Genomic DNA, 12,852 nt, shown 5'->3' with positions numbered 1-12,852 from the left:
TACCGAAGGACAGCTGATTGAACACCGTTTATCCGGAAAAAAGGGCTGCAACAAGACTTTTGTCACAGCACCTACTCTTATCTTTACTACTTCTTATAAACCAGATTTCACTTAATATTCGATATGAATCACCTTCTGCGGAATTTCTTTCCTCTGCGATATACATAGAAACCACCGACTAAAAGAACTGCTGCTAGGGCCCCGATAATGATATACAACAAAGAATTTGTATTATTTTCTACAGTAAAAACCTCATGATTGACTGAGTTTGCTTGTTCTTTCGTAATCGTAAAGTCTTTTGTCAGCAACCACTTTTGCCCTGTCTCATCTTGTGCTTCGACTAAAAGTTGATAATCCCCCGATTCTAAAGGTTTCGTATTTCCAGCTTCCCCATGATAAATAGGCATAGCAAAAACTGATTCAGGAGCAATACCACCATTTTCGATTTTTCGTGTCATTATCGGTTCTTCCCGTCCTTTTGAATGAACAGTTGCTTCAACGGTCACTCCCTTGATATTGATTGGTTGAGGATTTTCTAGCACAGCAACCACACCAGCATTGTTGGTGATCACTTCGGAACGTACCTCATTCAACTTCAGATCCGGCACAACTTCCTTGTCATTTGCGCTCATCATCAACCCAACCACATAAGCGTATTCGCTAAAAAAAGGCTGATTACTTTCTTCTTTTTCAGCTGAAAAATCTTTTTTCACTTGGATCCCGCCTAATAAGATTCCATCAAAGGAAGTATCAGGTGCTTGTACTTCTAAAGTAACGACTCCTGCTTTATTCCCTGGGATCACTGCTTCTTTTGGATAATCGACCAATGCGCAGATGGGTTGCTGAACGATTGACTCCTCTGGTAATTCATTTTGTCCGTAGTCAATCACTATGTTTCCGTTTGTCTGAGCTGTATTGACATTGATAAAATACGTTTGCTCCTGATCAGAAAAATTATTGATCTGGATCTGTAGTGTCTGTTTTGTTCCAGGTTCTACTCGTAAATCAAAGAATGAACGTCCTTCTCGCTGATTGTCCGGTAAAATAGGATGGACGCTATAGTCTGCTCCATGATTTTCATCAGCAAAAACGACGATTCCAGGAAAAACTAGCGGTATTAACAAAGTTATCAAAACCAATACTAAATGTCGTCTCACTTTTCATCCCTCCATTTTATGTAAAAAGGATGGAGTTAGCTTATCCGCTCCATCCTTTTGCGGTTGTTTTCAAGTAAAACAAATTATTTTACTTGAAATACTGCTGTTAGATCGAATCCACTGCTGTGTAAGTAACTGTCCCAGTATACTCTCCAACCGGTGTATTCGCTTTGATTGTTAGTGTTGGCGCTTCTGATGTGAGTTCATTTATATGATCAAAAGTACCGGAAACATAAGATATCGGAAGAGTTGTTGCAGATTCTAATATATTTTCTCCATTGATCGTAAGAGCAGAAGCAATATCATCTGTTAAGTTTGTTGCACTGACTGTCAATACCCAGTCTCCCGCAACTACAGCATTCTCCCAAGCTGCTGCCAGCTCTGTTGTATCTTCAACACCAGTGTATTCGCTAATCAATTCTAAAGCTTCTGTTTTGCTGGCTTCTAGCGGACGAAAATCGGAAGCTTGCAATGCGCCATCAAAAGTACCATTGACAGTTGTGTTTGCGCTGATTTGCGCAACCGTATGTTCACCAAAATCGATATCAGGAACAGAATCTAGTGTAAAAATCCCTGGATAAGTTGGAAGTCCATCCTCTACTAAAAAGTCAGTAATCTCCACTCTGGTCATTCCATCCATTGGTTCATCAAATTCTGCTGCCATGACTGTTGGTGCAAAACATGTAAATAACATCGCACTTGTACTTAAAACCCCTGCTAATTTTTTCATTTTTTGTCCTCCTTTTTTTCTCATCAAAATTCTGCATTCACAAATCGCCAATAATGTTTCGAGTAGTAATGACCACTAGATGTCCCCTCAGGAAAAGAGAGTGTTGACTGCTCGCCAGGAATCGTATATGTAACGATTCCACGTTCTTTGTTTCCTGTTGACTGGATGATCGTACGATACTCTTTTCCTGCATCTTGGTGATCATATTCGAAAGCTTCCAATCCTTCGACTGCTTCTTCGTTCTTTCCGCTGAACATTCCTCTGCCTAATTGATAATCGGCAGTCAAAAGATGGCCATCTTTTTTACAACGGAAGTCTTCTGTTTTCAGTTGTAGTTGCCATTTTGTGCTCTCTTTTCGAGAATCAAGAAAGGTAATCGATAAATCGTTGCTCTCTCGATGGATTTGATTGTGTTCATCTGTATAGCGCGATACGAACAGTAAATCATCAATGTATAGCATCCGTGGAAATTGTTCATTCAAAGGAACGATTTTCAGAGAAGTCGTGCCCTCGGTCTGTCCGTGAACAGCAGAAGAACAGCTAAACATTCCTATGAATAATGCACTCCATAACGCTAGCGAAAATCTATTTTTCATGTTTTTCGCCTCCACGTATTTGATGACGATAGACTAAAATAACGCCGATAATCAACAGCGTCCCAACAAATGAAATCAATCCTGCCTTTGCTTCATTTGCCTCTGGAAAACTGCTTTTCTGTTTTTCTTCTCCCTTTTCAGTCTGCTTTCCTATCTCCCGTTCATTGATTTCTATGACTGCATGCGTTTCACCAGCTTGGGTAGCAGCATTCACCACTGGCATCGATAACGAGAACAGGAGTAGAAGAAGAACAGAAATCATCCAGTATCGGGTTTTTGATTTCATTGTTTTCTCCTTTCCACTTTTTTTCTAGTATCTAGCCAGCCATACGATCCCCCCTTTCAAAGCTAGCTTCTTGCTATAACACATCTTCAATTTTCCACGTGATCGTTCCAGAATATACGCCTAACGCCTCTTGATTGTTTAGCCGCAGCAATAGCCCTTCTTCCTCCGAAAATTCATACTTTTTGTCAATCTCAAGCGTTAAAGCAGAAAGTGCGATTTCTCCCCATTCATTTTTGAACACAAGATACTCTTCACTAATCGCATGTTGCATATCCACATGATTTAGTTCTTCAGCGGATACGGTCACTCTATATGAATCCGATGTATTCAACGTGTTTCTAGTAACAACACGCATCCCTTCTTCACGAGCTTGTGCTTGTCTGTTCATTGGCAATTGTGATCGAGCATACTTCCAGCTGTATTCTTCTGTCACGAATTCAAATCCGATAAATCCTTCAACAGTGAAGGTTCCATTTAGCTCTAGATAAGTGATCTCATCATTGATAGGTCGATTATCAGTAAGGGTGAGCTTGATTGTATTTTCTCCTAGTTCGAAAACACCTTCTGAATCTTTTAGATCGATTTTGAACCCTCGTGATTGATGCATTTTGAATTCTTCTTCTGCATCTGTGATTATCTGATTTTCAATCAATAACTCATCATTGATCCATACGCTGTAATACAAACGATCTAAGTCTGGATCAAGATAATCAAGTGTAAAATGGAACGGATCTTGAAAATCAATAAATGTATTTTTTTCGCCAAACGTTTCATTTGCCGTTCGTAAGTTGTCAATTTCTGGTGGGTGGTTAGGTTCACGCTGGATCTCGTATTCAACTGCATGTTCGACTTGAGCATGATAATACTCACCGGTTGTAGTGCCTGTTCTCCCAATAAACTCTACCCGCTCATAGACGTTATGATATTCAAGCCCTTGAAACTCTGATTTTACTTTTGTTTTGTAATGCAACGTCACTTCTGTTCCTATAGGAATCTCGATAGCTTCCTCTGGATAAAAGCGCTGGGTGGATGAATCATAAAAAGCATTTACATCTATTCTTGTAGCATTTTCACCGTTACTATCTAGTTCTTGATACGTAAAATATGGTTGATAGCCATCTTCTGATAAGATTAATTCAGTAAACTCAAAAGGATTGGATTTGCTTTCTTCTTCATCAGAAGTCAAGATAGTGATGCCATTATCTTCACTAGGATTAAGGAAGATACTACCATCGCCTTCTTCGTTGTAAAATGTAACTGCGTGTTCCAATTCTGTATTGATAGGGATTTTTTTGCCATTCACATTCACCGTCACGCCTTGCTCTTGCGTTGTAATTTCATGCACCAATTCCCCTTGGACCTCAAATCGTGGATTGGTTAAAAAGATTGCTGCATCTGCACGAGGACTAAGAAGAGAAAATTCAGCAGTCGCAGTGAATCCCCAGTATAGTTTCTTCGATGGAAGATTGGTAAAATAGTCATTGATATTGATGGTGCCTTCTGTTATGCCATATCCTCCTGTTTGGCGCAGATCCTCCATTGTAAAGGTAAGCATCCCTGCTGGGGTAATGTTGATATCCAATTTCCACCAGCTGTTAGTCGAAAATTCACTGTTTATGCCAAAGTCTTTTTTAAAAGATTTAGTAATCGGACTACCTGAAGGCGCTGCTGCAATATGGGCACCAGAGAATTCTCGATCTCCTAATGCATTGATATTTAGAAGAGGGCCAGTAGAAATTTTATTATCGAATTCAAGAATCATTCCATTCGCTATATACTTATCAATAGGAGCTATACCTGTCAAAAGGTCTGGGTGATAATACGCTCCTAATGACTTAGGTGAATGCCCTGCTGTAGGATCATACATATTGTAGATACCCCGTCTGCTGAAAAACAAATTAGTAGGATTCCCATCATGAAGAAAGAACGTGATTCCCTCTGTATCTTCATCAAAATAGAGATAACTTGTAAATCCGATATCCGTAGACATGTTCGTAAAATCAATCCTATTAGAACTTGTTGAAACCATATGCCCTCTGTTATATAGCAATGAACTCAAATTTGAAGGCGTCATATAACTTAATCGGTAGTCTTGATCTAATGTTGCGACATTAGGTGCAAGTGTGAAAATATGACTTGGTCTTGCAAACAAGTGATTTAAAGGAATAGCATCTGCAAAAGCACCATTCAAATTGGGATCTAATATACTGGGAGCGGCATAGTTTTCAACTTCTTCCGCTTCTGTTTGAGCTTCTTCCACTGGTTCTTCTCTTGATGCTTCTGGCTTATCAGAAATCTCAGTAGGCTCCCCATTTATTTCAGGTACGGCAGTATTTTCCGATAAATCGACTGCGACTACGTACTCTGTCTGGTCACCGATGAATATCTCTTCTAATTCATCTCCTGTTTGTTTCATTAGTCTTGGCGTAATTTTTAGATGGTATTGATTGTATTCTTCTACTATGAGGGTTTTAAAAACGATTTCAATTCTCTCATTCTCTGAAGAAAAATCACCTGCGTAGTACCATTCCTCATCAACTGGTCCTACTTTTCCAAAGGTTCGTTCGATTTCCTGAATGCTTTCTCTCAGTAATAATCCTTCGTGTTCAACTATTTCCAGCTTAAATTGCATTTGATATTCAGCTTCATCTTTTGCATGCTTCTCATATGTCATACTCCATTGTATCTGCTTCAGTTCCTCATCCATTTCGTAATCGATCACAATATTCGCATGTTCATCAGCTACTACTTTTTCAGACTCAGTCTTGGCAAAAGCGATTTGCGACAGTCCCGTAAGTTGCGATAAAAATAGGACAGCAACCATAAAAACTACACTGCCATAATGTGAGACAGTTTTCGTTTTTTTCATTTCCTCTCTTCCCCTTCTTGAATATTAGTGAGATTTTTTCAAAAAGCTCCGATATAGTCGTTCTCATCTTTTATCCGACAACTAAAATTTAACTTAATTAAAATAAGATTGCAGATAGATTAAAAAGAGGTTGTTAAAAAATATAATAACAAAAAAATACCGTAAACAGCCATTAAATCCATAATAAAAGGTAGCAACCAACTTAATAAAAAACATTAACTCATAAGAAATGGAAGTGTTTTCTCAAATAAATTGTATTTATCGATCAAATTTGAGACAATAAAATGGGAATAAAACCAAAAAAATGAGAAAAATATAATTTAAGCGGATATAAAGAAAAATGAAGAGGTATCTAGAAATGATCTAGAGTTGAATAATAGTTTATAAAATATTTGTATTTTTAATTATTTAAAGAAATAAGCAATCAAAAAGGAGGTCCTATGTTTTTCAATATTGTGTTTACCCAGAAAGAACGCCGCAAGTTAGCAATTTTTCATCTATTGGAGGAGCAACATGAATTAACTATCAAAGAAATCAGTAAAAAACTTGATTTATCTTCTAGTGTCGTAAAAAATATATTGAATGAAATGGAGAATGAATTTGATGACTTTTGCTTTTCTGGATTCAAATTATTGTCAAAAAACAAGATCAATCAGAATCTGCCAATCGATTTAAACTATGATTATTATTATTCCTATCTTATCCAGCAGAGCCTCCCTTATCGCGCGATGAAATCTTCTCTTTTCTATCCAGAGAAAAATCTGATGGAATTCTGCCAAGAAAATTTCATTAGTCGTGCTTCTGCTATGCGGCATCTGCAGTCATTAGCCGATTATGTACAGGAATTCGATGTCATTTTTAATCGCAGCCAATTATCTTTCAAAGGAGACGAACGCTTGATTCGCTTGATATTATTCAATATTCTTTGGGCAGCTTCTCGCGGAAATGAAGATTATGCTTTTTACGTCTCAAAATCTGAGTTATTAAAAAAATTGGCTGAACTTACTAAGCATACATCTTTAAATTGGAGTTTCGTAGGAAAAAAAGAAGTTTGTCTTTTTGCTGGGATTACCACTCAGCGGATTGCACAAGGTCACTATGTAGAGGATGACCCTCGCTATAGCGAAGCAGTTTTTAGTAATGATCATCGAATAAAATGCCTTTTTGGTGAACATTTTTCTATTCCCGCCTCTCATCAAGATAGTGAATTTCGTTTTGCACAATTTATGGTGTTTTATGCACCGACCTTTCAATATGAGAATCCTACTCTTAATGAAGCTTTAGACATATTCGACAAAAAAGGACAGCTGCTTTCTTCCTTATTGAAAGAACTTGACAATTATTGGCAAACTGAGATTTTTCCTGATGACCGTGTTTTTCAACACAATCAAATTGTTCACCTCCATTTATTTAATATTCTTTTTTGTTATTATCTTTTTCCAAAGCGTGTACCGACACTCTTCTTTCTAATGAATTACTTTCATAAAAAGAAGTCTTCAAGTTATTACTATTTAAAAGAGCATTTTACCTTTTTCTTGAATAAGTTGGGGCGTCGACATAATTATCAATGGCTTTCTATTTGCTGTAACGATTTAGCTGAAATATTTGCATGGCTGACTTTGCAATGTTGCGAGGACAATGAAAATTCAACTAAGTTACAAGTTTCTTTAGTGATGGAAACAAATTATTTTTTTACCCAAGATATCAAGAATTTTTTAAAAGACTTGTCCTTTATCGAACTGAAGGAATTATCCTATGAAGAAATACAACCCATTGATTTTCTAATCGTCTCTTCTGTACATCTTATGCCCAAAGAAACGGATACAAGTTATTATGTAGTGAATTTTTTGGAAGGAAAGACAGATTATGTCAAGTTATACCTTGAATTGAAAAAAGCTCATGAAAATAAGAAATTTCACTTGCTTTTAAAAAGACCTGAAAGAAAAAAGCTGCCGTCAATTAAACCACAACTGTTCGTATAATTGGACACCAAAAAAAGGGCTGCGACAAAAGTCTGTCACATTCCCTTTTTTCCGAATAAACGGTGTTCTCCTGCCAACTCCTCGGTCACAAGTCACAATATCCATAAAACATAAGAAACTGTTTTTTGAAATTGTTTCTTGTGACTCGGAGCTGAACGGCAGGCTTACGACCTCTTTTTTACTGTATACATCATAAGTATGGAGCGGTTTAGCATAAATTAGGACATCAATCCATCGGATTCTTTTGCTCAACAACTACAATATCTTTATTTGGACGTTTGAATTGTATTCCGGCACGTTCCAGCTCCTGTTTCACTCCTATATGGACTTTGACATCTTCCCGTGTCATTTTTAAAACGTGATGAATCGCATAGTCGATTTCTTGCCTTGTGATTTTTTTCTTCGTATTGATCATCACAACTTGCTTTTTGTCATATGTGTCCACTAGCAGCAACTGTGTCCGATCTAACGAAAATAATTTGTAATAATTAATGGCCGTATTCCCAAAAAAAAATTCTACTACTTTAGGATAAAATGTCTTAATATTTAAATTACTATTCACAGGTGTTTCGATTAGCTTCATCTCATTCCTCTTTTCTATATAGTCGATTTAGATTCAATCCCATATATATTCCCCGTCGTCCCCAACATGAAGGAATCGGTTACAATTGAACCTTAAAAAACAAAAGGATTTACCTTTTATCACTTAATAGTATAACATAATTTTATGAGAAAAAATACACTTTTTTCTTGACCTTCTCGTTACGTAAAGGATTATGCTTACATTTGTCAGGAGGAAAAATAATGGAATACACAATAAAGAAAATGTCAGAGATATCGGGAGTCAGTCCGAGAACCTTGCGCTTTTATGATGAGATTGGACTGCTAAAGCCAGCTAGGATCAATTCCTCAGGCTATCGGATTTATGGCAAAAAAGAAGTCGATCGTCTGCAACATATCTTATTTTATCGAACGTTGGCATTCAAGTTGGAGGATATTCAAGAAATCTTAGATAATCCGCATTTTGACCACCAGAAAGCTTTAATCGAACATCAGCAGATGCTTCTAGAAAAACGGGCACAAATCGACATCCTCTTGGCAACTGTCCAACAAACACTTGATAGGTACGAAGGAGGAAGAAAAATGAGTGATAAAGAAAAATTTGAAGGGTTCAAACAACAAAAATTGAAAGAAAATGAAGAAACTTATGGACAAGAGATTCGACAAAAATACGGGGAAGAAAAGGTTACAGCATCCAACGAAAAATGGATGAATATGGATAAAGAAACGTATGAAGAAATGCAAACTGTTGAAAAGCATATGTTAGCTGATCTCACTCTTTATTTACAAGCCTCTGCAGATGAAAACTTAGCAGATCGCATCTTTCAAGCTCATAAGAAGTGGTTATCTTACAGCTGGTCTGAATATCAGCCAGAAGCGCATAAAGGATTAGGGATGATGTACGAAGCCGATGAACGATTCACTGCATATTATGACGAACGAAGTGGTCAAGGTGCAGCGAAAGCATTAAATGAAATCATCCAAAAAAAGGCATAATAGTTTACATGATCCGACAAAAACGACCGAACAACAAAACATCAGACACCAAAGTTAGATTTTTTATACTAACATTTGGTGTCTGATTCATTTTTTACAAGTGTTTTGCCAAAATTCAGCGTTGAATAAACGTATAAGGTATTTTCACTTTATCCTTTTTTTCTGTAAGAAACAATTGAAAAGCCATTTCTCCGCAAGCTTCCAGATGGTGATCGATCGTTGGAAAGCCAAGAAGCTCGCTGATCAGCAAATTATCGCGTCCAATCACCACTGGTGTCTTATCTTGCAGATAGCTTTGCAAGATGCCTGCTGCGACCATATCCGAATTTGTAAAGACCCCATCAACTCTATGATCTTTAAAAAAGATACCTGCTTGTTTTCCTTTCTCTGCATCTATGCAATCCCAAAAAACAAGTGACTCATCAAAAAATGGAAAAAGTCGACGACATAGTTGCAAAGTGATCTTTGAATTATAACTCAGCCTGCCACTTCGCCCCAATGTGATGCCCAATCGTTTTACCCCTTGCTGCTTCAAATAAGAAAGACCTTCTGTAATCGATTGTTCTCGATCAATAAAGACGCAACTTGCCTGTTTTTCCTTGATTTCTTCACAAAAAACTAGAGGACCATATTTTTGATAATCCAGCAAATCTTCTAGTGTATTGGCACGAGATGTGATGATCAAACCATCGAACGCTTTAGCTGCAAATTCTTCAAGATAGCTTCGCTCTTTTTCTTTCTGATAACCCGTCGGTAAAAGCGTCACTTTGTAATCATAGTCAAACGCCTCTTCAATGATCCCACTGATCAGCTGATCAAAGTACGGATGGTTGGTATAAGGCAAGATTACTCCGATACTTTTCGTTTTTCCATAACTCAACTGTCTGGCTTTTGCATTAGGGATATAATCGACTTCTTTCATGACCGCAAGTATTTCTTTCCTTTTTTCCTCATCTACATATGGATGTCCATTGATCACACGTGAAATAGTAGAAACTGAATAACCTGTGAGCTTTGCGATATCTCGAATATTTGCCACTGCTGCTTCGCCACCTATACAAAAAGATTTTCTTGTAAATAGTCTACCACAGCTGGACCGCATTCAAAAAACTGATACATTTTTCCATCATGAGAAAAACTGATCCGCTGGCCACCCCAATATATATCTTTTGTCAACGTTTCGATTTCATTCATCGGTATTTCTTTTACTATATTCTTATTCAGCCCTTGAAAACTGTACAACGTTAATATGGAACCCTTAAACTCGACAAACGCATAAAAATAATTGTTCGTTGTGCCATCTGTTATCTCTACATAGGTATTCATTGCAAGCCCTCCTTTTGATACTTTGAGTATAGTGTATGAAACGCGTCTCATATCAAGGAGTTTGTTTTGCAATAGAAAAGTTCTATTCCTCTGGTTTACCTAAATTTGGATCTAAGCGGTTTGCTGCTAAAATAAATGGCGCCCAGATCAAAGCAGCTACTATTAAATTAATGGTTGTTAAAACGATGGCTCGCCAATCTCCCGCAGTAGCTAAAAATCCACTGATGATCGTTGGCATGACCCAGATCACATTTACTACAACCGGACGAACAAGCCCAGCCATCGTGGCAAAATAGGCGATCGTTGCAGTCGCAAGAGGTGCCAAGATGAACGGAATCATCAACAGCGGATTCAACACAACAGGAAGACCAAACATCACTGGTTCATTGATATTGAAGATTCCTGGTGCAAGCCCCAACTTTCCTACCGTTTTATAATCTGCCCGTTTAGATAAAAATAAAATCATAACGATCAACACCAGCGTGACTCCAGCTCCCCCCGGCCAGACAAAAGCTTCAAAAGAACCTGCCACCCATTTGAAAGGAATGGGTTCATTATTTTGAAAGGCATTCGTGTTTTCGACCATCGCGGTACCATATAAGGTCTGCAAAACAGGTGACATGATATTTGTGCCGTGAAGACCAAAAAACCAAAGAACATGCACAAGAAGAACAATGATAAAGACCGCTCCGTAACCTTGTGACAAGTTCATCAAAGGAGATTGGATGGCTTCAGAAATCCAGTCAATCAGCGGCTCACCAGCTGTTTGTCTAAAGATATAATTAATCACTCCAACGACGTATAAAGAAACTAATGCAGGAATAATTGCCGCAAAAGCTCTTGCTACAGCAGGTGGCACAGAATCCGGCATCCGTATGATGATCTTTTTCTTGATCAGAATCGCAAAAATAATGACAGAAATAAATCCAAAGATCATAGCAGTGAACAAACCAGACCCACCCATATATTTACCAAAATTAAAATAGCCCCATGCGCCTACTGATAACGTTTGTCCTCCGTCTGGCGTTCCAGCAATCACACCACCTGCAGAAGTAATCAAATCTGCTGCGTCTTGCGAAAGCTTCTCGGGCAATGTCAACACCGCTGTTGCTGCATCGGGTAAGCCGATAATAAAAGCAACCAGAGAAACAATACTTCCTGAGACAGGATCGACCTCATAGGCTTTCGCTAGATTCGCTCCTAGTGATAAGACAAAGACCACTGCCATAATAGCTAAAGTACCATTCCAGATCAATCCATTTACGCCAATGACTGGGGTAAAAAATGTCGTGATTGCATTCCCTTCACCTAGATACGTATTCGGAAAATCCCGCATAAATGCGTTCAGTAAAACAGCAATTGCTCCTGCCATCGTAGCTGGCATCGTACCAATAAAAGCATCTCTCAATGCAACCAAGTGTTTCTCCGACCCGATTTTCGTTGCAACTGGCAAAATATACTTCTCCATCCAACTCATTAATCCATTCATTTTTTCTCCTCCTGTTTTTATTGTTACCAAAGCTCCTTTTTGAATACGCATACATTATAATGATATTATAAATATAGCATAGTTATTCCTATCTGGCTATCTGTTTTTATCAGATAAAATAAATAACTATGCGAATGCAAAAAATATGCATAATCCTTTATAAATAGTATAGTTTCCAACTACTCGCAAAAGCAAATGATACCATTTAAATAACACTTATTATGAATAAGTATACAAAAAAAGTAGAAAAGGAAGTATTTCGCTTCCTTTTCTACTTTTTATCTATCTTTCTCAAATAATGGGCTACGCTAGATAAGCAAGGTGCTTTTCTTACATCATACCGCCCATCAAGACAAACGTTTTTAGCTTGTACGTACTGGACAAAAATCCCATTATATCAAGAAAAAACAACGTTGATAATACTTAAAATTATTAGGCTAGAACGGACTAGTAAGAGTTTTTTGCCCCTTTTTTGCCCCTCAAATATCGCTTTACAGTCAGAACGTAAGTTCGTATAATCGTTTTGAGGTGATTTTTATGATGGAAGACTTTATTAGAAAAAATATCAGTGATGAATATGCAGACTTTTATGAGCAAAGCAGCAAAAAAGATAAATTCCAGATGGATGTTTCAATTTTAGCTATATTAGCTTTTTCCGAAAATAAACAACCTGTAACTGCAAAAAAAGAAACAGTATTCTCTGAAGGCAAAATAAAAACTCGATATATATTAGAGGTAGAAACTAATTTTAAAAACAGAACGGAGTAATGGTTATGCTTTTTAATGAGACACAATTATGGTTTAAATTCGATCCTACGAATAGATTTGTCAAAGATTTTTATAAAGTATGGGATTCAGAA

At 37.4% G+C, this 12,852-nt stretch carries 12 protein-coding genes; 3 read left to right on the top strand and 9 right to left on the bottom strand.

Annotation, left to right across the window (positions count from 1 at the left end):
* Positions 1 to 128: 128 nt before the first annotated feature.
* The 5 genes from HMPREF2731_RS02675 to HMPREF2731_RS02655 all read right to left on the bottom strand — a co-directional run bounded on the left by HMPREF2731_RS02675 (position 129) and on the right by HMPREF2731_RS02655 (position 5,638).
* Positions 129 to 1,157: a WxLIP family cell surface protein gene (locus tag HMPREF2731_RS02675; RefSeq protein ID WP_002293637.1), complete on the bottom strand. Its 1,029-nt coding sequence runs from the start codon at positions 1,155 to 1,157 to the stop codon at positions 129 to 131.
* 106 nt (positions 1,158 to 1,263) lie between these two features.
* On the bottom strand, positions 1,264 to 1,887 hold the full coding sequence (locus HMPREF2731_RS02670; RefSeq protein WP_070872268.1) for a WxL domain-containing protein: 624 nt from the start codon (positions 1,885 to 1,887) through the stop codon (positions 1,264 to 1,266).
* A gap of 23 nt (positions 1,888 to 1,910) precedes the next feature.
* The gene (locus HMPREF2731_RS02665) at positions 1,911 to 2,483 is read right to left on the bottom strand and encodes a hypothetical protein (protein WP_002293635.1); all 573 of its coding nucleotides are present in this window, start codon (positions 2,481 to 2,483) and stop codon (positions 1,911 to 1,913) included.
* Positions 2,473 to 2,769 carry a hypothetical protein gene (locus tag HMPREF2731_RS02660; RefSeq protein ID WP_002293634.1) on the bottom strand — a complete coding sequence of 99 codons (297 nt, stop codon included), beginning with the start codon at positions 2,767 to 2,769 and terminating at the stop codon, positions 2,473 to 2,475. The genes HMPREF2731_RS02665 and HMPREF2731_RS02660 overlap by 11 nt, the downstream gene beginning before the upstream one ends.
* 73 nt (positions 2,770 to 2,842) lie before the next feature.
* The gene (locus HMPREF2731_RS02655) at positions 2,843 to 5,638 is read right to left on the bottom strand and encodes an L-type lectin family protein (RefSeq protein ID WP_070872267.1); all 2,796 of its coding nucleotides are present in this window, start codon (positions 5,636 to 5,638) and stop codon (positions 2,843 to 2,845) included.
* Positions 5,639 to 6,078: 440 nt separating this feature from the next.
* Between HMPREF2731_RS02655 and HMPREF2731_RS02650 the strand changes: the two genes are divergently transcribed.
* The gene (locus tag HMPREF2731_RS02650) at positions 6,079 to 7,620 is read left to right on the top strand and encodes a helix-turn-helix domain-containing protein (RefSeq protein WP_002293631.1); all 1,542 of its coding nucleotides are present in this window, start codon (positions 6,079 to 6,081) and stop codon (positions 7,618 to 7,620) included.
* A 226-nt stretch (positions 7,621 to 7,846) separates the two neighbouring features.
* On the opposite strand, the gene HMPREF2731_RS02645 is transcribed toward HMPREF2731_RS02650, so the two are convergent.
* On the bottom strand, positions 7,847 to 8,203 hold the full coding sequence (locus tag HMPREF2731_RS02645) for a DUF1827 family protein (RefSeq protein WP_002293629.1): 357 nt from the start codon (positions 8,201 to 8,203) through the stop codon (positions 7,847 to 7,849).
* A 221-nt stretch (positions 8,204 to 8,424) separates the two neighbouring features.
* On the opposite strand from HMPREF2731_RS02645, the gene HMPREF2731_RS02640 reads away from it, so the two are divergent.
* Positions 8,425 to 9,177: a MerR family transcriptional regulator gene (locus HMPREF2731_RS02640; RefSeq protein ID WP_002293628.1), complete on the top strand. Its 753-nt coding sequence runs from the start codon at positions 8,425 to 8,427 to the stop codon at positions 9,175 to 9,177.
* Positions 9,178 to 9,292: 115 nt separating this feature from the next.
* Here the strand turns inward: HMPREF2731_RS02640 and HMPREF2731_RS02635 are convergent, their stop codons facing one another.
* The 3 genes from HMPREF2731_RS02635 to HMPREF2731_RS02625 all read right to left on the bottom strand — a co-directional run bounded on the left by HMPREF2731_RS02635 (position 9,293) and on the right by HMPREF2731_RS02625 (position 11,992).
* Positions 9,293 to 10,216 carry a LacI family DNA-binding transcriptional regulator gene (locus tag HMPREF2731_RS02635; protein WP_002293627.1) on the bottom strand — a complete coding sequence of 308 codons (924 nt, stop codon included), beginning with the start codon at positions 10,214 to 10,216 and terminating at the stop codon, positions 9,293 to 9,295.
* 14 nt (positions 10,217 to 10,230) lie between these two features.
* Positions 10,231 to 10,503, bottom strand: coding sequence for a hypothetical protein (locus tag HMPREF2731_RS02630; protein WP_002293626.1), 273 nt, complete (start codon positions 10,501 to 10,503; stop codon positions 10,231 to 10,233).
* A gap of 82 nt (positions 10,504 to 10,585) precedes the next feature.
* On the bottom strand, positions 10,586 to 11,992 hold the full coding sequence (locus HMPREF2731_RS02625; protein WP_070872265.1) for a PTS sugar transporter subunit IIC: 1,407 nt from the start codon (positions 11,990 to 11,992) through the stop codon (positions 10,586 to 10,588).
* Between the two features lie 537 nt (positions 11,993 to 12,529).
* Here HMPREF2731_RS02625 and HMPREF2731_RS02620 point away from each other — a divergent pair.
* Positions 12,530 to 12,760 carry a hypothetical protein gene (locus tag HMPREF2731_RS02620; protein ID WP_070872263.1) on the top strand — a complete coding sequence of 77 codons (231 nt, stop codon included), beginning with the start codon at positions 12,530 to 12,532 and terminating at the stop codon, positions 12,758 to 12,760.
* Positions 12,761 to 12,852 lie beyond the last annotated feature (92 nt).

It is taken from the genome of Enterococcus sp. HMSC072F02 (assembly GCF_001837725.1).
In the GTDB taxonomy this organism is placed as follows: domain Bacteria; phylum Bacillota; class Bacilli; order Lactobacillales; family Enterococcaceae; genus Enterococcus_B; species Enterococcus_B lactis.
Note: the sequence above shows the minus strand (reverse complement) of the source record. Positions and strands in the feature narration are given on the sequence as shown.